Here is a 24510-nt window from a genome sequence, read left to right as displayed (position 1 = left end):
ATTCTCATGAAAACATGAGTGAATTCGTCCGAGCGTGATCGAAATTCTACAAGTCTGATTCAAAAACACATTTGTGAGATCGATTCGTTTTCTTTGAAGTTTAGGAATTCTAGTATCTTCAAAACTTAGAAGTGAGGGAAACGATTGTATATCGTTGAGATGTGTAACCGCGTTATAGTCTTCCGTTTTTCTTGCGCTCCTCTGAGTTTCGAGACTTTCTTCTTGAAACCTAAAGCTACAATCTTAGCTAAAACAATACGACGACATCGTCGTATTTCAGGTCGATGTTGTTTGATCCAATTTCTCTGAACCGTTCAAGCAAAATCTTATGGAGTTTCGAAGAAAAAAGAATCGAGAATGACAAATTCAAGTCGCGAGTCTTGGTCGTCCTTAAAGTGATTTGAGCTCATCCATCTCGAAGCGGAACGCGACCTTTTGATTTTATATTTTCCCTCGGAGTTCCGACCCTGAACACCGCGTTTCACATGAAACGCTTTTTGAAAAATCAGATCAACCCCGAGTCTTCTTTTGGAATTGGGAAATTTCCGAGGTTCTCAGCGGAGACGCTTCCTATTTAAATTAAAGAAAGTTCAATCGATGATGATAGTAGCTTTATTCGCAGATACATTCAAAACGAAAGTGAAGAACGAATGAAAATCGAGAAATTCCATTTATATTTCGAGAGGTCCTGTAGGATTTCTATACACTCGATTGCAAGGATCGAATTCTTCATCTACGTTTAGTAATGTCGAAGATCTGCGTTCGCTGTGTTTGATCGGAGGGTTTGTATTTAGGAGTTACTAAAATAGAAAGAGCCTTTCTAACGAAGCCGCAATAAAAATTCTCACTTCCGCCGCGTCAAAAGTTGATTTAGGAAAATCTAAATTCGGCGGTAATCCCGACCTTCCTCATGGAGCTTTATTCCCGCAAAATAATACGGGTGAAGACATTCCTTTCGGATGCCAGATCAATCTTAAGGATTTTGATACTGTTTTCGTAATCAGTCAGCATTCATCGTCGAGCGGGAGCCTCTAACAATCTTACGATTTTTTATTCTCATATCTTAAGACGTCTTGCGGAACGTGAGGATATGAAATTAGGAATTACAGGTCCCGTTCCGTGTAAGCTGTCTTTTAATTTAAACCAGCTAAAAGGTAGAGATTACTTGTAAATCAACTCGTGCGTCTTTTGAAGTTCCCACTTGTTGTTCTGTTTCACGTGAAACGTGAAACTCTGGAGCTGGCTGTTCGAATCGTAGTTCATTTGATTCTTTCTTTCTTGCTCGCCCTGAACGTTGGTCCGCGTCAGCAGTTTCCCCTTCTCATCGTATTCAAACTTGGTCGAAGCAATTTGTTTTTTTTCTTCGTTGTAGATGTTCTGAATTAGAGCTTTCGGATTCTTTGCGTCTTGGATCAGAGTAAACGTTTCGATTTCTTTCGAGTCGGGCCAGTTGGTTTGTCCGGACTTTGCGAAGTTCTTATCCCAAGAAATGATATTGGATTTTAAAAGCAGCTTGTTCTCTTTATCGAAAACTTCCACGAGATCGATCTGGCCTTTCGGATTGTAACGAAAGGTCTTCGTCTCCAGAAGAAGATTCTCCTTATCAAAGAGTTCTTCCCGAACAACTTTTCCGTCCTTGTATTGAAATACGGTCGAGCCGTCCGCTTTTCCTTCCGCATTTAAGTAAGTCTCTTTAATCAATTTTCCGGAAGCGTCGTATTCATAAGTCGCGGTATAGACGACTTTGCCGCTCGCGTTCTTTACGATTTCTTTAACGGGACCGTTCACATTGTTTCCAAAAACATACTGATCGATATGAGACCATTTGCCTGGAGTAACCGCGAAGATCATTCCCGGAAAAAGTAAAAGGGAGAATAAAACTCGAATCATACTATAACCTCTACCCTACAATCATCGGAAAACAATCAAAAAGATTAACCGGCAAATCGGAAACGAGGGAGGAAAAGCATCCGATTCTTTCGTGTAAATGCCTTGAAAGGAAATCGGGACACGTTATTTTCTTCCGCACCGAGGAGAATTACAAATGAATTGGAAGAAGATCGCACTCGGCTTTTTAGGAGCCGCCGCACTGTTTTTACTTTATACGATCTTTATTACAGAAAAAGGAATCCAATCCTTAACGCCGAAGTCGAAATTCGAAGAGCGAGATTATGGGAAACTCGCTGAAGAAGCTTCGAAAGATTTACAGGCTTATCTAAGAATCAAAACTGTTCGCGGAAACGAAAAGCAAGCGGCCTTGTTTTTGAAAGGTCTCTTCGATAAACGCGGGATCAAAACTACGATCTTTGAAGTTCCGGGTAAACCCGAGCGTGCGAGCATCATGGCAGAGATAAAAGGAAGTGATCCGCAAGGCGGTCTGATTCTTACAAGTCATATCGACGTCGTGGAAGCCGATCCTGCCGAGTGGGTGGAACATCCTTTTTCAGGAATTAGAAAAGGAGATCGTATTTATGGCCGAGGCGCAGTGGACGTCAAGGGTCTTGGTATCATGGAACTCTATGCGTTCTTTCTAATCCACGATTCCGGAATCAAACTCAAAAAGAATCTTATGTATCTCGCGGTTTCGGATGAAGAAAGTCGTTCCGAGTTCGGGATGAGATTCTTAATCGCAAAACATAGAGACATCTTCAATGGATATGAGTTTGTTCACAACGAAGGCGGAGTCGGTACGAAAGATGTCGTTATCAAAGGAAGTAAGATTTTCAACATCCAACACGCGGAAAAGGGAGCGGTATGGTTGGACTTGGAATCGGAAGATATTTCCGGTCACGGTAGCACTCCACCGATTCAATATGCTGCATTGAGTTTGATCGATTTTCTTACCGAGCTAAAGAAGATGAACGAAGTAGTTATCATCAAAGATGAAACCGCTTCTTTCTTTTATCAAATGGGAGAAGTAAGTCCCTTTCCGAATTCTTTCGTTTTGAAGCGTTCCCGGAACCCGTTGCTGGGAACGATCTTAAACGGAGTTATCCGTTCGAATAAACATTTAAGAGCGATGACGAGCAACTCGGTGAGTATCACAGGGGTCGATACGCATCCTGCCGGTATCAATGTCATTACTTCGAAAGCGAACGGGACGATCGATATCCGCATTCTTCCCGGCTTCAATGAGAATGAAATTTACGAAAAGGTAAAGAAGCTCGGTGAAAAATACAGAGTGAAAGTAACGGCGAGACATCTCGAACCCGGAACTACATCGCCTGTTGATTCGAAATACTTTAAGATCTTATCGGGTGTCGTTCAACAAGTCGTGCCGGGTGCGGTGATCACTCCGTTCTTGTCGCCTGGAACAACAGACTCTTCTTACTTGCGCGTTGCGGGCTTCAAGTGTTACGGTTTGATTCCCGCGTTGATGACTTCGGAAGAGATCGATGGAATTCACGGTAAGAATGAAAGTACAACGATCGAACACCTCAAAACGGGAATTGAAATTCTTCATAAATCAGTGATCGAGTTCAATAACGCTACCGATTGATCTAATAAAGTTCAGAGTGAGAGTTTACGGTTCTACTCTGAACTTCCTTCTGTATCTCATTTCCGAAAGAAGTCCTCCAAATTCCTTTCTAAACTTTAGAAACTGTCGTTCTTTGTTTGCGATCGTTGTTTAAGAAATATTTTCGCTCCATCGTTCGTTTTGAAATTTCAATCGGATGGGACGCTTACAATTTTTGAGATTCTCAGAATACAAGAATAACATTTCGTTTTGTAGGAGTTCCCACAAACGATTCTCCGTTGAATTCGGATTCAAACTTTTCGCGATTCAAGATTGTGTGAGCTCCTACAGATTATTTCTCTTGAGATCGTGTGGATCATTTTCGCACATCAAATCTTGTATGAGATCCTACAAATTACGTCGCATCGAATGTGAACGACTTTTCCAAAATTTTTATCGATCTGATGAATGAGTTCTTACGAGTTCCTACAAGCTAAATTGTTTCCTCCCGTTTCAATATTTGGCTTTGATTACCTTTTCTTATCACACCGACTTTGAGCGTGTGATCCTTTTTTTGACGGTTAACCGTTTCAAGCTCGAACCGATTTAAATTCGGTGAGACACTACGAATCGAAATTCTAAACTTGTTTCATGCAAGATCCCGAGCAGTTCTCCATCGAATCGATTCAGGAAAGATTGAAAGAAAGATTTCCGAAAGAAGCGGTAGAAATAATTTATTTATTCGATTGGAAGTTGGTTTTAAAGTATGCTTTGTTTTTAAGAGAAAAAAACGAAGCAGGCGGATTTTTTTCAAAAAGAGATTCGGAAGAAATTCTGGATCGTCACGTGTTGGAATCCGTCTATCACGTCTTTGCGATTACGAGAAAAGTCGGCTCTTGGAAGGGAATTCAACTCGGAGACGCAGGAACCGGACCGGGGATTCCGGGATTTTTCTTTCGCTGTCTGAAGGATCATCCTGTTGTCGTATTAATCGATTCTCAAAAAAGAAAACTTTCGCATACGGAAACTTTTGTTCGTTCTAATCAGATTACCGATGTGAAATTTCAATTTATACGCGCAGAAGAATCAAAACTTTCTCTGAATTATGTCGTATCACGGGGATTTATTCCTTATCCCTATAGCGTTGAAGCCGTTTGTAATCTAATCAAAGTCGGGGGGACTTATGTCCCATTTTTAGGAAAACATGATATTGATGCAAAGTTAGAAGAGAAGGTTCTTTCTTACTCCGGTTTCCGTTTAGAATTTTCAGAAGAACTGCCTTCTCTTGACTTTTTAGGCATGCGACATATTAAATTCTTGAAAAAGGTTTCTAGCCCGAGGCATGGTTATCCAAGAGCTTGGAAGGATATCAGCAAGGAGAGTAAGGGCGGAAATGGGAAAGATCGTATCGATTAGCAATCAAAAGGGCGGTGTCGGAAAAACGACAACCTCTATCAATCTCGCGGCCAATCTTGCTTCGATCGGAAAGAAGGTTCTGATCATCGATATGGATCCACAGGGAAATTCCGGTTCTGGTTTAGGAATCGAAATCAACACTCTCGGTAAAACATCGTATGAGTTGCTGTTAGGCGAATCTTCCGCCAACGAATGTATTCAAAGAACGAACGTAAATAATCTTCATATCATTCCTTCCAACATCAACTTGAGCGGGGCTGAGGCCGATCTCCTTGCCGAGGATCAAAGAGAATACAGACTGAAAAACGCGGTCTCCGAACTTCGCACGGAATACGATTACATTTTGATCGATTGTCCGCCATCTTTAGGAATCTTAACGATCAACGCTCTTTGCGCGGCGGACAGCGTAATGATCACGCTTCAAACGGAATATTTCGCGCTCGAAGGTTTGACTCAGTTGATGAAAATCATCTCTCTCGTTCAGAACCAACTCAATCCTTCTTTGGAACTGGAAGGAGTTCTTCTTACCATGTTCGATAAGAGAACCAACCTGGCGAACCAAGTCGCCGAAGACGTTAAATCCTATTTTAAAGATAAGGTTTATACGACCATCATTCCAAGAAACGTAAAATTAAGCGAAGCCCCGTCTTTCGGACAAACGATTATGAGTTATGATCCGGAAGGAGTGGGTGCGCAGAGTTACAGAAGTTTAGCTCTGGAAGTCGCAGGGAAGAATTAAGAATGGCTGTTAAACCCAAAGCCCTCGGTCGAGGGCTTGGAAATCTAATCCCTGTTAACGAAAACAAAACTCCGATCGAATCCTCTTCGGAGGGAGCGCTCCGTGAAATTCGGATCAGCGAGATTCGTCCAAATCCGAGCCAACCTCGGAAAACATTTTCGGAAGAATCTCTTCGTGAACTTTCGGAAACGATTAAGGCGCACGGAGTCATTCAACCGATCGTCGTTAAACAATCCGATTCCGGTTACGAAATTATATCCGGCGAACGCCGTTATCGCGCATGTAAGCTGGCGGGTTTCGTTAAGATTCCCGCGGTTGTTAAGAACGTTTCTGAAAATCAATCCATGGAAATGGCGATCATCGAAAATATTCAGAGAGAGGATTTGAATCCGATCGAAGAAGCGATCGCATACAAAACCCTTTCCGAAAAACTGAATTTAAAGATCACTGATATTTCCGCTCGCGTTGGTAAGAATCGTTCCACAATTTCGAACTTGATTCGTTTGCTTCAGTTGCCTGATTCCGTTCAGGATTTGATTAAGAACGGAAGAATTTCCGAAGGTCACGCGAGACCTCTTTTATCTTTGGCCGATCGGAAAAAGATCGAACAACTCGCCTATCAAATCGCTGAAAAAGGTTTAACCGCGAGACAAGTCGAAGATTTAGTTTCCAATCTCACGGAAGAACGTTCTTCGACTCCGGAAAAGAAAAAGCCGCGTAAAGACGTAAACATCGTCGAACTTGAAAATAAATTCCGCAGAAAATATTCTATGAAGATCGAAATCGGTCATAATCAAGGTTCCGGCAAAGGAAAGATGACGATTGCGTATCCGAATTTGGAAGCGATGGAAAAAATTCTAAACGCTTTGGGCTTGTAGTTTCTCGACTTTCAAAATCCGATCAAGTTCCTTTACTTCGATCGGTTATTAAGATCAAATAAAATCATTTTAAACCTGAGACGGATCTCCGCATGGATTGAATGAGAAAGAAAGATTCTAGTGATTTCGTATTAGCATCCGATCGTAAGATTCCAATTTTAAGAGGAATCGACATTTCTTCAGGATACATAAGATAACATGAGAGATATCATTATCGGCGATATTCACGGATGTTACGAAGAATTGATCCTTCTTTTGAAGGAAGTTGGTTATACAAAGAACGATCGAATTATTTCCGTCGGTGATATCGTGGATCGCGGTCCTGATTCGCTGAAAGTCTACGAATTTTTCAAAGGAAATCCGCAACACGTTGTGGTTATGGGTAATCATGAAAACAAACACGTGAATCAGGTACTATCCTATTCGCAGGAAATCGTCAAACTACAGTTCGGGGATCGATATTCAGAATTCTTAAAATGGGCAAAGGATCTCCCGTGTTATTTCGAGACGGACTCTGCAATTATCGTCCATGCCTCGTTGGAACCGGACGTAGCGTTGGAAGAACAAAGGAAAGAAGTCTTAATCGGAAGTACTTCCGGTGAAAAGTATCTTACGAATAAATACGGACTTGAAGATTGGACGAATCTATATAAAACGCAAAAACCGATTCTCTTTGGTCATCGAGTTGTAGGAGATATCGTTCAAAAATACGGAGACAACATATACGGAATAGAAACAGGCGCTTGTTTTGGAGGATATTTATCAGCGATTACTCTTCCGGATTTTAAAATCTTTTCGATCAAATCCCCGAAGAATTATTGGAAATTCGAAATGGAGAAATGGCAGGTTGCGGTTTTACGATCAAAGCCTTGGAGAAAATACGAATTCGAAAAGATTCGAAGGGAAATTTCCAAAGTCAAAAATTCGAAACAAGCGGAAGTTAGCGGATTTATCTCCGGTGTGGAGAATTGGTTTCAATCGTTAGAGGCAATTTATACCAGTATCAAAGAAATTCTTGAATATAAAGCCTTCCAGATTCTGGAGAAATTTGAACCTGACTCTGCTATCCAAGCCGCTAAAGAATATGAATATTCTATTTTCTTAATATTAGCAATGAAAAACCGTCTGACAGTAAAAAACTTGGAGGATTCTCTTAGAACTCCTGAAAAAGTCTTTCGGCTTGCTCGGCAACTCGATTTAAACGCGGAAGATCCATTCTAGAGTTTATTCAGTCTCTATTCCGATTTCCGAAAGAACGTTTCGGATTTTAACTACTCTTGAATATCCAACAAAAGTCCGCGGATGTCCGTTAGCGATTTCAGCAATTTAAAAGCGGAATTTCCTTCATTCATAATCAATTCGGCCAAGATCTGAATCTTTTCATCGATGATTTTAACAACGTGATAAATCTTCTTCGCCTCGCCTTTCATTCTTCTGGAAAGAGTTTCGACACGCATGTTTTGATCGACTACGGCTTTTGTGATCGCTTGAACGTGTTTTTGATATGCTTCTAAATTTTCAATAGATGGAAGATCCAAAAATCTTTTTTCGATTTCCGGGAGTTCTCTCCAAAGTGCGTTTAGATCCTTTGTAGTATCCGAGCCGGATGGAACGATTTCTTCCAGAATATCAAGGAATGAAGAAGAAACTGTTTCGACCGCTTCGGTGGAAGTCGCGGCGCTTCCGCCGTTTAAAGAAGAAACTCCGTTCTTCTTAGCTTTGGACGCGTTTTTGGTTTCTGTTTCTTTTCGAGGAGGTTGGTAAGGCGGTATGAATACTTTCAATGTGCAACTGGGTTGATTTTACAATTGCCTTCGAATTGTACCCCTTCTTCCATCACGATTCTAGGAGATACGATATCTCCTTTCATTCTGCAGGAAGCAAGTAGAGTGACCCGTTCGCTCGCGTAAATATTCCCGTTGATTTCACCGCCGGCGACCACAATTCGGGCTCTGATATCCGTATCGACGATTCCGGATTTCCCGATTAGGACTTTTCCTTCGGTTTTTATAGAACCGCGGAAAATTCCGTCGATTCTCAAGAGCCCGGAGAGTTTGAACTCACCGCTGAACTCGGCGCCTTCGCCGATGATGCTGTTTACGATTAAGTGTTCTTCTGTTGTGGCCATTCAGTCCTGAATTTGGTTGAGGAAAGCAAACGGATTGATCGCTCTTGTTCCAACGTGGATTTCATAGTGGAGCATGTAGTTCGGAGAAGCTTCGGTCTTGCCGACAAAACCGATCACTTCTGTTTTAGAAACTTGTTGGCCTTGTTTTACTTTCAAGCGGTCCATGTTCGAATAGATCGTTTTCCATCCGTACTTGTGTGCGACTTTTACGAAGTAACCGGTGTTTCTTGTATAACCGATTTCATATACGGTTCCGGGAGCCGTTGCGAGCACTTCCGATCCTGCAAAAGAACCGATGTCCACACCGTTGTTGTATTCTCTTCTCCCCGTGATGGGATTGAAGTAAGCTCCGTACGGATAAAGAACATAACCTTTCACCGGCCAAATGGAAGGAGTTTGTTTTAAGATGTTCTTTCTCTTTTTAAGAATCGAAATGATATCTTGTGTGAGTTCGTTGCTGATTCTAAGATTGTGAACGTCTTCTTTCAATCTAAATACGGCGGCGCCTTCGGGAAGATCGTTCGCGGGAGAAGCGGATGATTTCGGTTCAATGATGGAAGGCGGTTGTGTGGAAAGGTGCTCGGCTCCTCCGATTCCTTTGGAGACTTTTGCCGGATCACCGCCGAGTCGAACGTAAAGTCTCGCCAATCTTCCGTAATAATATTCCACATATTCGTGAAGAGAATTGATTTCTTCTTTCATCTTCGCGGATTGGCGGATAAAGTCTTTGTTGGAAAGATTGAGTTCGGTCAATTGGTGAACGGAACCGCTATGACTTAAAACGTTGATGGAGCTGATGATAAGAAGAATGAAAATCGTTCCGATGAAAATGGAAATCGCTCTGTAAGAGATGTGAAAGTTGATCGTTTTCTGTTCGGAATGAGGGATGACCATTACGGTCAGCCTTTCTTTTCCTTTTCGATTGAGTTCGGAAAGCTTTAGATCCAGTTTGAGCTTGTACTCTTGATACTTGTAACGGAGTCTATAGTAAATGAGTGCGGAAGTTGCTTTAATATCCACGGTTTATGTCCCGAAACTTGGTTTTGAGCCGAACGCTTTGACCTGTCTGAAGAGATCCTAAAAAATCTCTTTTCAGTCAATCGAATTCACAAAAAGTGACTCACTAAAACCGGATTTCTATGGTTTCTATCGCCGATACACATTGTCACCTTGATATAATACAATCCCAAGGTCTGCAAATTGCAGATTCTCTAAAAAATGCTTCGGAATCCGGTGTAAAAAAGATCGTCCAAATCGGAATCGACCTTGAGAGTTCTTTACGCGCTCAATCTATAGCGAACGAATATTCGAATGATTCGTTAGAGATTCGTTATTCGATCGGATGTCATCCGACGGAAACGCATGAGTTTCCCAATAAAGAAGAAATTCTCAAACTCGTATATGAGAACTTAGGCGATCCGAAACTTTCGGCGATCGGTGAAATCGGTCTCGATTATTATCATACTGCGGATACGAAAAAACAGCAGGAAGAAATTTTAGAAGCCTTCTTGGATTGTTCGTCTAAAACCCAACTGCCGGTTGTGATTCATTCCAGAGATGCGAAAGAAGATACGGTTTCGATTTTAAAAAACTTTCGAGACAAAGCGTTCGGAGTGATTCATTGTTTTACGTACGACTATCCGACCGCGAAAGCGTTAGTCGATATCGGATATTATATCTCTTTTTCGGGAATCGTTGCCTTCAAGAACGCGACGGAAATTCAAGAAGCCGCTCAAAAACTTCCTTTGGAATCGATGCTGATCGAAACGGACGCTCCGTTTTTGGCCCCTCCTCCGTTCCGCGGAAAAAGAAACGAACCCGCTTATATGAAATTTATTTTGGATAAGATGTTTTCACTCAGACAAGAATCGAATGTCGAAGTGGAACGTAGACTTTTTGAAAACAGTATTAAATTTATGAATCGTAAGGCGTACCATCACAATGCTTGATTTGCGTTATATCACGGAAAACACGGAAGACCTCAAAAAGGTTTTGGAACTCAGAGGTTTCAAAGAAATCGGAATCATAGATCAACTCAAGTCGATCATTCAAAGAAAACGAGAGTTTCAAAAAGAAGCCGATAATCTGAGAGAAGAGAGAAACAAGGTCAGCAAAGAAGTCGGTAAGATCAAACAATCCGGCGGGGACATTACGGAAATTTCCGCTTCGGTTAAACTGGTCGGCGAAAAAATCAAAGAGATCGAAACCAAACTCGAGCAGGAAGAAAAGGCGCTTTCCGATATCAATTTAGGACTTCCTAATATTCTGGATCCAAAGGTTCCCGAAGGAAAATCCGAACACGATAACGTAGTTCAATACGAAATCGGCACGATTCCGAAATTCTCCTTTGCTCCGAAGCCGCATTTTGAAATCGGAGAATCTCTGAACTGGATCAACTTTGAAAAAGGCGTAAAACTTTCGGGCGCGCGCGCGTACACGTATTGGAAGGACGGCGCGAGATTGGAAAGAGCCCTGATGAATTTCATGCTGAACGTTCATACGAAAGAGCACGGTTATACGGAAGTCTGGGTTCCCGTGATGGTGAACGACGAATCGATGACCGCGACAGGACAATATCCGAAATTCAAAGACGAATTCTATAGAATCGAGAAGGACGAACTCAATCTGATTCCGACGGCGGAAGTTCCTCTAACCAATTTGTATCGAGACGAAATCATCCCCGAGGATCAGCTTCCTATTTCCGTGACGGCCCACACTTCCTGCTTCAGAAGAGAAGCCGGTTCGTACGGAAAGGATACGCGCGGTCTTGTACGCGTGCATCAATTTCAAAAAGTCGAACTTGTGAAGTTCTGCAAACCGGAAGATTCGGAAGAAGAACATAAAAAGATGTTGTCCCACGCGGAAAACATTCTAAAGAAATTAGAACTTCCTTATAGAGTGATCATTCTTTGCAGCGGAGATATTTCCGCGAATTCCTCCATTACCTATGACATCGAAGTTTGGATGCCCGGTTTGAATCGTTATATGGAGATTTCTTCCGTATCCAACTTCCGCGACTTTCAAGCAAGAAGAGGAAAGATCCGTTATAAATCCAAAGACGGTAAGAACCAACTTGTTCATACGATCAACGGTTCCGGTCTTGCGCTCGGAAGGACGTACGCCGCGATTTTGGAAAACTTTCAGAACGAAGACGGAACGGTTCGAATTCCGGAAGCTTTGAAGCCGTATTTCTAAAATTTCCTTCGCCTTTGCGATCGAAAGTCGGAGTATTTTAGAGTGTATCCTGACTCGGTTCAGTTTCGTTTTTGAAATGAAAATCGATTTCCGACTCAATCGAAAGCTTTGTTTCGATTTTCTGAATTTTTCAGCTCAGGTTTTTCTGAAAAAAACGGATAATGAACTTAGGGATTCTTTTTAGAATCCCTGGAGTCGAACATGTCCTTCTTTTTAAATCCTCAAAGAATCCTTCAAAACGGAATTCTTTCGTTTTGTAAAATTAACGTCTCACTCTGTACGTTTTCCTTTTTACTCATAGTTTCTTTGAGCGCGCAAACCCGACCGAACGATTCCGCATCCACTCCGTTCAAACTGAAACTGGAGAAACTAAAAGGTTCGATCAACACGAATCTCAATGAGTTCGGAATCAGTCTTACGGATGATGGCAACGTTCTTTACTTCTATTCGAAACGGGAGAATTCCAATTACACAGATCTTTATAGATCCACTCGCGTCGGTGATGTATGGAAGCAAGGAGAAGAGATCGAAGTTCTGAATTCGAACTTCGACGATCAAAGCCCGTTTATCTTAAACAAAGAAGAAGGAATCATCTTCTCTTCGAATCGTGACGGCGCGATCGAATTTCAACTTTCCAACGGGAAGATCGGAGTTTCCCGCGATTTGTATTTTTCGAAAAAGGTGAATTCCTCTTGGGCCGCGCCCGCCGTTCTTCCTCGAACCGTAAACACGGAAGAGATCGAAGAAAATCCGTTCTTGTTCAACAATCATTTGTATTTTACGCGTTATCCGTTTGCTCAAGTTGCGGAAGCCGATATTTTCGTTTCGGTTTACAGAAACAAAACTTGGGAGAAGGCGACGAGTTTACCCGAGCCGATCAACTCGCCGTATTCCGAAATCGCCGCCACGATCGGCAAAGACGGGAAGACGATCTACTTCTCTTCCAATCGGCCCGGAGGTTACGGCGGTTACGATTTATACAAATCTTCGATTCTTGCGAACGGCGATTATTCGGAACCGATCAATCTCGGACCGGAAATCAATACGCCGGGAGATGAAGCGTTCTATCTGGAAGCGGGTGACGGCCGCACGTTTTATTTTTGCAGAAGAAGCGGTCGCGACTACGACATCTATTCCAATCTTTCCAATCCGTTTCAAGAATTGGAAAAAGGAAAATCCATTTCGCTCGACAGCATTCACTTTGCATTGGGCTCTTACGAGATTCTGGAGAATTCTTTTTCTATTTTAGAGAATTTGCATTCTTACTTGAAGGAAAATCCGAATGTGAAAATCAAAATCACGGGCCATACCGATTTAAACGGAGACCCTCAGGACAATATGGTCTTGAGCCGCAATCGAGCGAATGCCGTGAAAGATTATCTTCTGAAAAAAGGGATCGATTCCGGAAGAATCACCACGGACGGAAAAGGAAGTTCGGAACCGGTCGTGCCGCAGAAAAATCCCGAGACGGATTATAAGAATAGAAGAACCGAGTTTCAGATCCTCGGTCCTTAGAAATTGTGTTTTCGCTTTAAAATGCTCTGGAAAAAAACGAGGTTCGATTCAGCATTTGTTTCATGTTCGAGAAAAGAATCCTTAGCCTGCTCTTAGTTCTCGTTTTTCCCTTTGCACTTTTTTCTCAATCGGAATATGCCGGTTCGAGATTGGAAAAGATTCTTTCCAAAAAGGAACTCGTAGTCGGCGTCAATAAGCAATACGAACCGTTCTATATCGAAAATCCGAAAGAAGGTTATCCGGGAATCGACGCGGAGCTTGCAAAACTTTACGCGGATTATCTCGGCGTCTCTTTAAAGCTCGTTCCGTTAAAAACGTTTCGTCAATTTTCTGAGGACATCAAAGCCGGTAAAATCGATCTCGCGTTAGCCGGAATGTCTACGGACCTAAACCGAGGAAAACAGGTTACGTTTTCGGATCCGTATCTCGTTACGACTCCGGCCGGTCTTGTGAGTAAAAAGATTCTTCCCCCCGAACCGGAAGGAAACATCGTCACTTCGAGACGTTTTATAAGTCTTGCGGATCTTTCCACTTTGAGCGGGCTCGTGAGTTTTTCCGTTCGTTCCAATTCTACGAACCACATTTATCTTCAGAAAAAATATTCCAAACTTCCGATTTACAGTTATCTTTCCGATTCGATCGCGGTCGACAATCTGGTCAGCAACAACGTGACTTGCTTCGTTGCGGACAGTTTTTTCATTCTCACCCTGTTGCAAAAAAATCCCTCCTTACGGGCGAATTACCTTCCCCTTTTGGGAACCGTTCAGGAGGAAAATATCAGCGCGGCGCTTCCGCAGAATGATCTTATTTTTGCGGATAATTTGAACTTCTTCATCAAGGAATTGAAACGGACCGGTGTTTTGGAAGAGTTAAGAAGCCGATATTTTAATCAGAACAACTGGGTAAAATGATCCGTGTCCATCGACCTTTTTAAAAAGGCTTATCGCTTCTATTCCCTTTTGTTATTTTTAATTCCTTCTTTGCTTTTTTCCCAAGAGATCGAAGAAAAAACCAAACTCGACTTTCAGGGAAATTACAGGGTTCGCGGATTCAATCTCGGCCGAGATATTTTCACTTCGCGTCAAACCGCCGCAACTCCTTACGACAAAGAAGCGTTCAAAACCGAAGAACAACAAAGAAACCAAACCGCAGTGGACAATGAAATCGCGGAACGACTCAAGGGAAATCCAAGCACCTTGTCTCCTCGTAAAGAAGACATTTCTTACTTTGATACGAGAATGACCGTCAACATGAACTTCAACACTTCGAAATACTTCGAAGCGCTTTGGGGAGTTCAGGTCGGGGACATCACGTTCGGAGGAAAAGGCTTCGGTCAAAACTCGACGACCGGTCCGGGACAAGGAGGAGAAGCCGGTTTCAGCGCCCCGGTGAACATCCAAACCACGTTTTTATATTTGAACTTTAAACTTCCGGAAGATGCTTTCAGTTTACGGGTCGGTCAGCAGCTTTTTTCTTCCGCACGAGGAAGGGTCGTGTTTACGCCTGGAACGGGCGTTACGATCAACAAAGACTTTCGTTTATGGAACACGACGATCGAAGCGGGTTGGTTCGTTGCGAGACAGAACGCGCAGCTTGATTTGGATAAGAATACGTACGCGGATAAGAATTACGTCGGTACGAATATTTACTTTTACGAAATCAAAACGAGTTTTTTCAACAACGTAAAACACGAACTTTATTCTTACTTTTTGGATGATACGATCAACTCGATCGATAAGACGACGAACGCGAAAGGAAATGTGATCGCTCTGGATAGCGAAGTCGGCCAATTATTTTGGCACGGTTTTATGAACGAGATCAACCTGTCTAATTTCGGATTTGTCGTTCACGGAATTTACAATCATGGAACGGTTCAAGCGTTGGATCCCTATCGAGATAGCGCTGGAAACATCTTATACAATCGATACAGCAGACACGGAATTTCAGGTGGAATGGCCGATCTGCAATTTTCGTATCGTTACAGCGAGAATCTTACGATTAACTTGATCGGGGTCGGAAGTACGGGACGTCCCGGATTCGATAAGGACGGAACCAAAGCGAATCTCCGAGGCGGAGGTTACAAAACGTTGATGCCCGGATACTCCATATCCAATATCGCAAACGACTTTACCGGGGGTTACGCGCTTTTTTCGGGAAAGGATTCGAGCGGTCTATACGAGTATGGAATCAACGGAGACTTTGTCGTCTACGGTCCTTTGCTTTTAACCTTAGGTTATTATCGTTTATACGGAACTCGATCTCCGTATATCGAAAACAACCGCTACTTCAATTTTGAAAACGGATATAAGACCAGCGCTTTCTTCGGACACGAGATCAACGTCAACTTAAGATGGAATGCGTTTCGAGATATGCAGATCCTGATGAGATCCGGTTACTTTGTCGCGGGCGACGGGTTGAAGGCTTACTTAGATACGACGCAGGGAAAAATTCTTCGGGAATTTTTCGTAACTGCGGAGCATAGATTCTAAAGTTGAAGGCGGGAACGGATCGCTCTTCCCAAAGTATATTGATCCGAAAGTTCGATCGAACCTCCGACCGTAATGCCGTATGCGATTCGGGTTACGTTCACCGAAAGAGGTTTGAGCTGGTTCGCTAAATAATCCGCGGTCGCGTCGCCTTCCAAAGTCGGGTTGGTCGCGATCAAAACTTCTTTCACTTGTTCCGGTTCGATTCGTTCCAGAAGTTCCTTGATTCTAAGATCTCTCGGACCCACTCCTTCCAACGGGGAAATGACTCCGTTTAACACGTGATATTTGCCGTGAAATTCTCTTGTGTTCTCGATAAAAAAGATGTCTTCCGGTTGTTCGACAACGCAGAATGTATGCGTGTCTCTTTTTTCGGAAGTGCATATATCACAGACTTCCGTTTCCGCATACGAACCGCATCGTTTGCAGAATTTGATTCTGCTCTTGGTGTCCGTAAGCTGATGAATGAATTGATTGAAAAGCCCCTGTTCCAAACGCAAAAGATGAAAACTGATACGAAACGCACTCTTTCTTCCGATACCGGGAAGAGAAGAAAGGGCTTCCACCATTTCGTCGAGAAGATGATTAGCCAAGATTTCCGCCGAACATTTTAGAAATTTCAGAAAAATCCAAACCGCCTGAAGCGGATTGGAATTCGTAAGCGGTCGCTTCTCTCGCTTTTTTAAGAGCGTCGTTTGTCGCGGCCATTACGAGGTCTTCGAGCATTTTATTGTCGTCCGCGTCGAACAGTTGTTTGTTGATGAATACGTTCGTAATCTGACCTTCTCCGGTTGCGGTAACGGTCACCATTCCCGCTCCCGCGTCGCCCATCACGCGGATCGCAGCGATGCGTTTTTTTACCTCTTCCATTTTTTCACGGAACGCGCCCATGTTGGAAAGAAGTTCGGAAAAGTTTTTGATCTTATCAAACATAACGTTAAGAATCCAGTCTCGGAATTTTACTTCGATCCACTTCCGTACCAAGAAATTTTTTCTTTATCTCGGTGCTGGTATCGAATTTCTGAGGATTCGATTCGGAAGTTGGAGAAGGTTTCGAACTTTCAGCCGACATCGATTCCGTGTTTGAATCCTGTTCATTAGACTCGAAATGAGATTCCATCGCTTGAGAAAGCGGGTCATCTTTTTTTTTAGAAGCTTCGCTTTGAGGAGCGTTTTTAACGGAAGACTCGGTCGAGACAGGATTGCGGCGTTCCGCTTCGGGAGCGGCGTTCTTAGAACCTTGAACCATCAAAATCAGATGATTGATCCGATCGACCAAACCAGCTAAGCTTGGATAAGTTAATTCTTCAACCAGCTTCTTGATTTGGATCTCCGTAAAGACCTTGATCTCGAAAGAGTTTCTCAGACGGATCGTTTTGATTCTTTCGTAGATTTCGAAAAGTTTACCCGAAAGGAAATTGAGTTTGGAAGAATCCACGTTCTCGAAATCGGATTTCATCTTTACAAGATCTTCTTTCGGAAAGTTAACGGACTCCGGATCGGCAAGAGAATCGCGGATTAAATTCAATGTATGAGTGAATTCGATCGAATCCCACAGGAATTTGTAAATGTCCTGACCTTCCTGATAAAGCGATTCGAGAATTTCAAGAGCCTTGGAATGATTGTCCGGATCGACGAGACTTTTGATAAACGAAGTCAAGAATTCGATCCCGTGATAACCTATCATTTTCCGAATTCCGGCTCCGAGAAGTTTGGAATCGGTGAAGACGATCGCTTGTTCCATAAAGGAAAGCATATCTCTTACGGAGCCGTCGCCCTTCTTCGCAACCCAGAAAAGTCCTTCCTGATCGTACTGAACGTTTTCGATTTTACAGAGTTTTTCTGAATAATCCTGAAGAACGGACAAAGGAACTTTTTTAAAAATAAAATCCTGACATCTGGAAAGAATCGTCTCGGGAATTTTATGAAACTCGGTCGTTGCTAAAACGAAGACGATATGAGACGGAGGTTCTTCGAGAGTTTTTAATAGAGCGTTAAAAGACTGGTCCGTCAACATGTGGACCTCGTCTATGATATAAACCTTATATTTCCCGCCCATCGGAGCGAACTTAACGTTGTCTCTGAGTTCGCGGATGTTTTCGATGCCTCGGTTGCTCGCGGCGTCTATCTCGAGAACGTCGCTGGAAATTCCGCGCGTGATCTCGGTGCAGGAAGAACATTCGTTACAAGGTTCGTTGTCGGTCGGGTTCTGGCAGTTTAAACGTTTCGCGAGAATTCTTGCGATGGTTGTTTTACCGACTCCGCGCGGCCCGAAGAAGATATAAGCGTGACCGATTTTACCGGATTTAAGAGCGTTTTGAAGGGCGCCTATGGCGAGGTCTTGATGGATTACGTCCCGAAATCTCTGCGGGCGATACTTCCGGGAAAGGACTTCGTGAGTTCCTGCCATAATACGGAGTCGGAGAAGCCGGGATTCGAACCCGGGGTGCTTTTGGCACACATGCTTTCCAAGCATGCACAATAGACCACTCTGACACTTCTCCTATTGCTTTCAGGAATTCTGTCGAGAGGCTGTACGTCAATTGAATTTCTTTCTTCTGGCTTTGAAAAACGATTTGAACGCGTTTTTAGAAATCTCCGCCGGAATACAAACGAGTTCCGGGAAAAAATTTCGAGAATAGATCGTTTCAATGCTGAGAGAAGAAATTCCTTCTCCTTGTTTCGCGGGCAAAAGATAAATGACTTTCGGAATTCTCGAAAGAAGAATCGTTCCCGCGCACATCAAGCACGGTTCCAAAGAAGTGATGAGAATACAATCCGAGAGATAACGAGTTTTCAGTTTTTCCTTCGCGTCTCGAATACAAAGAATTTCGCTATGAAAGGAAGAATCCTTGTTCTTCTCCACTTCGTTAAACGTCTCGCAGACGAGTTCGTGTTTGTGATAAATTCTAGTAAAGCTGGGAATTTCTTCTCCTGCATGCAAAACGAGATTCTCCATTCTTTGTATAAAGTCGCGAAGAATGGAATCGTCGATCTCGAGATCCGAATTTTCTTTTTCAGCATCTTTCCGTGCGGAAAGATTTCGCTGATTCGGAAGTGGATTCTTATCATTTAGAGATCCGTGCATAGAGATACTCTACAAATTCTTCTTGATCGGACCTTCGGTAAATGGTTTTTTCTACGGAATGATTCTCTCCGCGAAGTTTTTACATAACGAAGTCTCGGAAAACAGAAACAATTCCGTCTTAATCCGTCTGAATTCTCCAACCGGAGCGGCTAATCCCGATCGAAGACCGATCGTCTTAGGATTGGCGATCGATAGAAGCTGGTCTATGAAAGGAGAAAAGTTGGAAGCGGTCATCCAAGCGGCTTCCTCCTTGGTCAACTGGTTGACTCGAAGAGATTTTCTTTCCGTCGTCGCATACGCGGAAGACATTCACGTCATTCAACCGATCGTACAACTCGTCGAAAAAACTTCGATCGTCAATCGGATTCATACGATTCTTCCGGGAACTTCCACAAACTTATCGGGAGGTTGGCTGCACACGTTACGCGGTTTGGAAATGTTTTCCGATCCATCCGTGTATAAACGCGCGATTCTATTAACGGACGGAAATCCTACGCAAGGAATCACCGATCCAGTGGATCTGATTCAGATCGCTTCCGACCATTATAAAAAAGGAATATCGACAACCGTCATCGGTTTCGGAGACGACTTCAACGAGATTCTTTTGAAGGATATCGCGGATGCGGGCGGCGGAAATTTTTATTACATCGAAAGTCCTGAAGGAACCGGAGATATTTTTTTCCGCGAGTTCGGAGATATCGGTTCCTTATACGCGCAATCCATCGAGACGAAAGTTTTGTTCGGGAAAGACGTGGAGTTCTTAGAATTGATAAGCGACATTCCTTTTTATACCGAAATGGATCCGGATCAACCGAGCAGAATCAAATCGGTCGTTCTTCAATGCGGAGATATGCGCGCGGACGACATTAGAAATATCGTGGTTCGGGTCAGAACTCATCCTGAAAATCTGATTCACAACTCGGATCAAATCGGAGGAATCAAAATCTCCAGTTCGTTTTACAATCTTTCCGAAAAGATGAAATTGGAAAACGTAGAGTTCGAGTTAAAGCCGGATTGGAAATCGCAATCGGTTAAAGAAGACGCGGACGTGATCGTGGAAACGATCGTCGCAAAATCGGGAAAGGCTTTGAAGAAGGCGAGTTCTTTGATTAAAGAAGGTTCGTTGGAAGACGCTTCTAAAATCCTGAGTGTGTTGATTAAGGATGTGGATCATCAGATCGATCTCGCGCCCGATGTAATGAGTTCTTTGAAATCACGTTTGGAGGCGCTGGAAACGAAGATTAAGGAGAATTCGAAAACCGCAGGAAAACATCTGATGGCCGGTGCTTCTGACATTCAATATAGAAACATCGATCCTATTTCCGAGGATATCGAATATCACGATCAGATCTTTGTGTATAAATCCACGGGCGATATCGATTTGTATAAATGTCCCGAGTTGAAGACCAACATTCAGGAAAAAATGCACGAAGGGTTTCGGTTTATCGTCATCAATCTGAAAGCTTCTTCCTATATCGATTCGTCGGCGATCGGAACTTTGATTCAGATTTCGGGTTGGCTGAAAAGAAGAGGCGGCGAGTTGGTGGTTTCCGATTTGAGAGATTCGGTGAAAAAGGTTTTCTCGATCACAAGATTGGAAAGTCACATTCGGGTTGCGGATACGGAAGAAGCGGCTCGGATCGTGATCAACGATGTGATTCAGGAAAGAAGTCTTTGAATCACATCGCAAAGAATTCAGTTATTCTTTGACTTCGCTTTCCGCTTCGATCACTGCTTCCCTGATTTCGTCGTAGAGTTCGGGAGGAATGGCGATTCCTTTTTGAGTCGGTTTTTTTTCGCCGTCTTTGTCCGTATACCAAACTCGAAGGTTCAGATATTTAGTTCCTTTGTATTCGGATACTTCCACCCGAATCACTTCTCCTCTGCCCTTGTCTACGTCGCGGATGATTCCCATTCACAATTCTCCCGGAACTGCACCTGAACTTAGGAAGGCTGCCAGCGGCGCCGGTCTTCAGGAAACAATTCACAAATGCATAATTAAATGTAATTCTTATACCAGTAATAACAACGGACGCAAATTTCATCGATCCGTTTTTTGACTCGATCAGGATTTCAAAATAAAAAAGCCGAAAGAAATCGAAATTTCCTTCGGCTTCGAATTTTAAGAATTTAGAATACGATCAGTAAGTTTCAACGAACAACTGATGAGCGCCTTCTAAGTGGTGTTTGAATTCTTCGTAGGTTCCGGTATCGCCCGCGATCTTTTGAATTTCTTCGATCACGCCTTTTTCCATTCCTTTCGGTCCGCCGCAGATGTAGAAACGTCCGCCGCCGTTCAGAATTTTCTTCACCGCATCGGCTTGTTCACGAACCCTGTGAGAGATATACATTCTTCCGCCGTCGAAAGAATTCTTCTCCTCTCTAGAAATTGCGGTAACGAGCTTGAAGTTTTTATACTTCGATTCCAATCCACGGAGGTAGTCCATCATTACGAGTTCGTCGGAGTAAGGCGCTCCGTAAACGAGAGTGATGTTCCCAGTGAAGTTGATGAGCTTGTGTTCCAAAAGTTCTTCGCTCATTCCGATAAAAGGAGCGATTCCGGTTCCGGTTGCGAGAAACATAATGTCTCCGCTGAAGTCCGTAACGGGAAGAAGGAATTTTTTTCCGGAAGGTCCGGTCATTACGACCTCATCGCCGGGTTTTAAATCGCACATGTAGTTCGAGCAAACGCCTTTGAATTGGATGTTTCCGTTTTCATCATATACGTTGTCTCTTTTGATGATGAATTCGATGTTGTCTTCCTTCATTCCGAAAGAGTAACTTGGAGAAGCGATGGAATAAAGACGCACGGTGTAACCAACATCCGCAAGACCTTTCGCTTTTTTTTCAGGATCTTCTCCCGGAGGAATTACGCCGCCGCTTTGTCCGATTACGTACGGATATGCGGAGTGATCGATCGCAAGCGTGATTCTATGAACGAGCGATTCTCCTTCTTTTTTGGGTCTTTTTCCTTTGCCCGTTTCCGGAGTTAATAAAACGTTGCTGATTACTTTTGCTTTATACGGATTCGATTTTTTGAATAAATTGATTTGAGGTTCTCTGATCGGTTTCATGAGCGCGTACAATTCCTAAAAATGAAGAATTTTCCAAATTTCCTACATGGTTTTAGGGGAAGGCATTTCGTCAAACGGGATATTTCCGCAAACTTGCAGCTGTTTCAAAATCGGGATTTTCATCGATCAAAATGTGCAAATGCCGCACGAAGCGGTCATTTTGCTAAAGCATTTAATAATTCTTATAACTTGATAAGCTGCGGAACGGCTATGTTTTCTTTTTTTGAGTGACTCCGCAGATCTCTGATTTCTCCGTGTATCCAATAATAAAAACGAGGGAAACATGCCCCAAATCACTTTGTTGGATCTGGCTAAAAAAATCAGCGGATCTAAGATCGTAAATACTCAATCACCCGAATCGATTTTGATCGATAAGGTCGCTACCTTATCCCCCGGTGCCAAGGGTTCCATTAGCTTCCTTTCCAATAAGAAAATGTTAAGCGAAGCGAAGAAGACTCTTTCCAGCGTCGTTCTTACAACGGAAGAATTCTCCCGTGAGATTTCATTGCCGTGCCTTGTCGTATCGAATCCTGAACTGAGTCTTGCGGAAGTTCTAAACGTTCTTTATCCTCCTTATGTCCCTTCCGGAAAAATTTCTTCGACGGCTCTGATTCATCCGAGCGCAAAGTTGGGACCGGGTGTAACGGTCGGAGAATATGTAGTGATCGGTGAAAACTCCGTGATTGGAGCGAACACGTATCTGGAAGACGGAGTGAAAATTTCACGTAACGTAACGATCGGAGAAGGTTCTCATATCGGTCCGAATTCTTCCATTCAACACGGAGTGATCATCGGAAAACGTTTTATCTGTTCGGGAAATTGTTCGATAGGCGGAGACGGTTTTAAATTCGTTACCGTAAACGGAACGCACACGAAAATTCCTCAAGTCGGCGGAGTGATCATCGGCGACGATGTGGAGATGGGCTCTTTGTGCGCGGTCGATCGAGGCGGGTTGGAAGACACAGTCATCGGAAACGGATGCAAATTCGATAATATGGTTCACGTAGCGCATAACTGCGTCTTAGGAAAGAATATCATCATTGCAGGACAAAGCGGTGTGGCCGGAAGCACGATCGTTGAAGACGACGTGATTATCGGCGGAGCTTGTGCGGTTGCGGATCATCTTCATGTTCCTGCGGGAACGATCATCGCGGGCGGAACCTCGCTGAGAAATTCTCCCAAGAAAAAAGATATCTTCGTGGGTTGGGATTACGGTTTAACCTTTCCGGAATTTCAAAAAGTGCGCGTAAACATCCACAATCTCGTGAACTTTCAAAAATGGGCCAAACGAATCAAAGAACTGGAAAAACACGCAGGAATTAAAATCGAGGAGAAGGATTGAGCTTGACAGGTCTCAAAAATGCGCCGCATTCTTTCCCTTACACCCTTTAGGAGGATTCCCGTGTATTCCCGAGCGAACGAAGATAAACCGGAAAATCAGCCGGATAAAATCTCCCGTAAGCCGGATCTTTCCCAAAGTAAAAGAATCGGAAAGTTGTTGGAGACCCTCGCCGATAGCATTTTGGAAAACAACCCGACCAATATAGTTTTCCTGAATGAGATCCAAAACAATCGATCGGAAAATTCGATTCAGAGATAGAATCGGATTTTCAAATCCTTCGGATCGGTTCCAAAGTCGGAACCGATTTCTTGTCTTACAGTTACCGATCACAATTGGTATATTAGAATTCCGGAATGCGTTTGCTGATCAAAGATCGTCGGCCGCGTTCTTCCTATCGGGTTTTTTGATTCCGACTAAAAGACTGGAAAATTCCTGAGCCTTCCACACTCCCTTTGCATTTCGCTTTAACGTAACCGGTCTCGCGCTGTCCGCTCCCGAAGAAGGGATGAATAATTTTCTTTGCCCGGATTCTTCCGTTCCGCTGAAACGATTCGCCGTGATCGTAAATGAATACGGCTCACTGCCGGGAACATAACCGTTCGAAGCGGACGATCCGGGAAGATAAGAACCGATCAAGTACGGATGTTGTTCGATTTGTCTTTTGACGAGGTCGGTTAGATTTCTGCTTAAGGAGAATCCTTTGTATCCGTTCACATCCTGCGAAAGATGGGAAGAATCCACCACGAGAATCAAAGCCTTTGTCCCCTCTTCCTTGTTTTTTGAATATAGATCCAAAGCCGCAACGAGTGAAATCAGCGCGCCCTGCGGGGTTGTGGATTGTTCGTTTCGAAACGTATCAAACGACGCAAGATCTTTAGGCCAAGAGTTCGAAGTTACGTAGATTGTTTCGTTTTGAGAAGAAAGGTTAAACGGAATTAAAACGGTCAATAAAAGAAGAATGGAAAAGCGGATTCGGTTCATATCTCCTCCCGGAATCGCTATAATTTATTGATTATTTGCGGATTGTCGAGTGAAAACTGAGAGGAAGGAAAGATGTGCGGGCAGAGGGACTCGAACCCTCACTGGAAGCTTGGAAGGCTACAGTGCTAGCCATTACACCATGCCCGCTTATCGTGCAAAAATCATTTTTTTGCGGGTAGGGTACTTGTCAATCTAAAAGAAGATTTTTTAC

25 protein-coding genes and 2 tRNA genes are annotated in these 24510 nt (G+C 43.2%); 14 read left to right on the top strand and 13 right to left on the bottom strand.

Annotated elements, in window-relative coordinates:
- The first annotated feature begins 834 nt into the window (after positions 1–834).
- Complete coding sequence (locus DLM76_RS05625; RefSeq protein ID WP_118964940.1) at positions 835–1035, top strand: DUF1963 domain-containing protein; 201 nt, start codon at positions 835–837, stop codon at positions 1033–1035.
- A gap of 126 nt (positions 1036–1161) precedes the next feature.
- Here DLM76_RS05625 and DLM76_RS05620 read toward each other — a convergent pair whose 3' ends face one another.
- A complete protein-coding gene (locus DLM76_RS05620) occupies positions 1162–1890 on the bottom strand; it encodes a hypothetical protein (protein WP_118964627.1) in 729 nt (242 codons plus the stop codon).
- Between the two features lie 154 nt (positions 1891–2044).
- Here DLM76_RS05620 and DLM76_RS05615 point away from each other — a divergent pair, with 154 nt between their 5' ends.
- The 5 genes from DLM76_RS05615 to DLM76_RS05595 all read left to right on the top strand — a co-directional run bounded on the left by DLM76_RS05615 (position 2045) and on the right by DLM76_RS05595 (position 7711).
- The gene (locus DLM76_RS05615; RefSeq protein WP_118964626.1) at positions 2045–3499 is read left to right on the top strand and encodes a M20/M25/M40 family metallo-hydrolase; all 1455 of its coding nucleotides are present in this window, start codon (positions 2045–2047) and stop codon (positions 3497–3499) included.
- 609 nt (positions 3500–4108) lie between these two features.
- The gene (locus tag DLM76_RS05610) at positions 4109–4873 is read left to right on the top strand and encodes an RsmG family class I SAM-dependent methyltransferase (RefSeq protein WP_118964625.1); all 765 of its coding nucleotides are present in this window, start codon (positions 4109–4111) and stop codon (positions 4871–4873) included.
- Positions 4851–5612 (top strand): ParA family protein, encoded by a 762-nt coding sequence (locus DLM76_RS05605; RefSeq protein WP_118954512.1) that lies wholly within the window; start codon positions 4851–4853, stop codon positions 5610–5612. Before DLM76_RS05610 ends, DLM76_RS05605 begins: the two co-directional genes overlap by 23 nt.
- 2 nt (positions 5613–5614) lie before the next feature.
- On the top strand, positions 5615–6490 hold the full coding sequence (locus tag DLM76_RS05600; RefSeq protein ID WP_118964624.1) for a ParB/RepB/Spo0J family partition protein: 876 nt from the start codon (positions 5615–5617) through the stop codon (positions 6488–6490).
- A gap of 198 nt (positions 6491–6688) precedes the next feature.
- Positions 6689–7711 (top strand): metallophosphoesterase, encoded by a 1023-nt coding sequence (locus tag DLM76_RS05595; protein ID WP_118964623.1) that lies wholly within the window; start codon positions 6689–6691, stop codon positions 7709–7711.
- A 50-nt stretch (positions 7712–7761) separates the two neighbouring features.
- On the opposite strand, the gene DLM76_RS05590 is transcribed toward DLM76_RS05595, so the two are convergent.
- From DLM76_RS05590 to DLM76_RS05580, 3 genes are read right to left on the bottom strand one after another with little or no spacing between them, the layout of a single operon-like run.
- Positions 7762–8274 carry a YaaR family protein gene (locus DLM76_RS05590; protein ID WP_118954515.1) on the bottom strand — a complete coding sequence of 171 codons (513 nt, stop codon included), beginning with the start codon at positions 8272–8274 and terminating at the stop codon, positions 7762–7764.
- On the bottom strand, positions 8271–8618 hold the full coding sequence (locus DLM76_RS05585; protein ID WP_010573154.1) for a bactofilin family protein: 348 nt from the start codon (positions 8616–8618) through the stop codon (positions 8271–8273). Before DLM76_RS05585 ends, DLM76_RS05590 begins: the two co-directional genes overlap by 4 nt.
- On the bottom strand, positions 8619–9638 hold the full coding sequence (locus DLM76_RS05580) for a M23 family metallopeptidase (protein ID WP_118964622.1): 1020 nt from the start codon (positions 9636–9638) through the stop codon (positions 8619–8621). It abuts the gene before it with no gap.
- A gap of 119 nt (positions 9639–9757) precedes the next feature.
- Here DLM76_RS05580 and DLM76_RS05575 point away from each other — a divergent pair, with 119 nt between their 5' ends.
- From DLM76_RS05575 to DLM76_RS05555, 5 genes are all read left to right on the top strand, one after another.
- A complete protein-coding gene (locus tag DLM76_RS05575; protein ID WP_118954517.1) occupies positions 9758–10567 on the top strand; it encodes a TatD family hydrolase in 810 nt (269 codons plus the stop codon).
- Positions 10560–11813: a serine--tRNA ligase gene (serS, locus tag DLM76_RS05570; protein ID WP_118954518.1), complete on the top strand. Its 1254-nt coding sequence runs from the start codon at positions 10560–10562 to the stop codon at positions 11811–11813. The genes DLM76_RS05575 and serS overlap by 8 nt, the downstream gene beginning before the upstream one ends.
- Before the next feature lie 201 nt (positions 11814–12014).
- Positions 12015–13328, top strand: coding sequence for an OmpA family protein (locus DLM76_RS05565; RefSeq protein ID WP_118964621.1), 1314 nt, complete (start codon positions 12015–12017; stop codon positions 13326–13328).
- Between the two features lie 62 nt (positions 13329–13390).
- Complete coding sequence (locus tag DLM76_RS05560; protein WP_118964620.1) at positions 13391–14239, top strand: transporter substrate-binding domain-containing protein; 849 nt, start codon at positions 13391–13393, stop codon at positions 14237–14239.
- Between the two features lie 3 nt (positions 14240–14242).
- Positions 14243–15817, top strand: coding sequence for a hypothetical protein (locus DLM76_RS05555; RefSeq protein WP_118954521.1), 1575 nt, complete (start codon positions 14243–14245; stop codon positions 15815–15817).
- Here the strand turns inward: DLM76_RS05555 and recR are convergent.
- The 5 genes from recR to DLM76_RS05530 all read right to left on the bottom strand — a co-directional run bounded on the left by recR (position 15814) and on the right by DLM76_RS05530 (position 18773).
- Positions 15814–16407, bottom strand: coding sequence for a recombination mediator RecR (recR, locus tag DLM76_RS05550; protein WP_118954522.1), 594 nt, complete (start codon positions 16405–16407; stop codon positions 15814–15816). The genes DLM76_RS05555 and recR overlap by 4 nt on opposite strands.
- Entirely contained in the window at positions 16400–16747 is a 348-nt protein-coding gene (locus tag DLM76_RS05545; RefSeq protein WP_118954523.1) for a YbaB/EbfC family nucleoid-associated protein, read from the bottom strand. The genes recR and DLM76_RS05545 overlap by 8 nt, the downstream gene beginning before the upstream one ends.
- Before the next feature lie 4 nt (positions 16748–16751).
- The gene (gene dnaX / locus DLM76_RS05540; protein WP_118954524.1) at positions 16752–18224 is read right to left on the bottom strand and encodes a DNA polymerase III subunit gamma/tau; all 1473 of its coding nucleotides are present in this window, start codon (positions 18222–18224) and stop codon (positions 16752–16754) included.
- Between the two features lie 10 nt (positions 18225–18234).
- A tRNA-Ser gene (locus DLM76_RS05535) sits at positions 18235–18318 on the bottom strand.
- 35 nt (positions 18319–18353) lie between these two features.
- Entirely contained in the window at positions 18354–18773 is a 420-nt protein-coding gene (locus DLM76_RS05530) for a nucleoside deaminase (RefSeq protein ID WP_241548203.1), read from the bottom strand.
- 187 nt (positions 18774–18960) lie between these two features.
- Between DLM76_RS05530 and DLM76_RS05525 the strand changes: the two genes are divergently transcribed.
- Entirely contained in the window at positions 18961–20580 is a 1620-nt protein-coding gene (locus DLM76_RS05525; protein WP_118954631.1) for an anti-sigma factor antagonist, read from the top strand.
- Positions 20581–20601: 21 nt separating this feature from the next.
- Here DLM76_RS05525 and DLM76_RS05520 read toward each other — a convergent pair whose 3' ends face one another.
- Positions 20602–20817, bottom strand: a complete 216-nt coding sequence (locus DLM76_RS05520; RefSeq protein WP_118954526.1) for a transcriptional coactivator p15/PC4 family protein — start codon at positions 20815–20817, stop codon at positions 20602–20604.
- A 226-nt stretch (positions 20818–21043) separates the two neighbouring features.
- A complete protein-coding gene (locus DLM76_RS05515; protein WP_118964618.1) occupies positions 21044–21976 on the bottom strand; it encodes a ferredoxin reductase domain-containing protein in 933 nt (310 codons plus the stop codon).
- Positions 21977–22259: 283 nt separating this feature from the next.
- Between DLM76_RS05515 and lpxD the strand changes: the two genes are divergently transcribed.
- Together lpxD and DLM76_RS05505 are read left to right on the top strand one after the other, a co-directional pair.
- A complete protein-coding gene (gene lpxD / locus DLM76_RS05510; RefSeq protein WP_118964617.1) occupies positions 22260–23318 on the top strand; it encodes a UDP-3-O-(3-hydroxymyristoyl)glucosamine N-acyltransferase in 1059 nt (352 codons plus the stop codon).
- Between the two features lie 60 nt (positions 23319–23378).
- Positions 23379–23576, top strand: a complete 198-nt coding sequence (locus tag DLM76_RS05505; protein ID WP_118954633.1) for a hypothetical protein — start codon at positions 23379–23381, stop codon at positions 23574–23576.
- Between the two features lie 108 nt (positions 23577–23684).
- Here the strand turns inward: DLM76_RS05505 and DLM76_RS05500 are convergent, their stop codons facing one another.
- Both DLM76_RS05500 and DLM76_RS05495 read right to left on the bottom strand, forming a co-directional pair.
- Positions 23685–24299 (bottom strand): DUF6935 domain-containing protein, encoded by a 615-nt coding sequence (locus DLM76_RS05500; protein WP_118954528.1) that lies wholly within the window; start codon positions 24297–24299, stop codon positions 23685–23687.
- A gap of 75 nt (positions 24300–24374) precedes the next feature.
- Positions 24375–24446: transfer RNA gene (locus DLM76_RS05495), tRNA-Gly, on the bottom strand.
- Positions 24447–24510 lie beyond the last annotated feature (64 nt).

This window comes from Leptospira yasudae, assembly GCF_003545925.1.
Classification (GTDB): Bacteria; Spirochaetota; Leptospiria; order Leptospirales; family Leptospiraceae; genus Leptospira; species Leptospira yasudae.
Note: the sequence above shows the minus strand (reverse complement) of the source record. Positions and strands in the feature narration are given on the sequence as shown.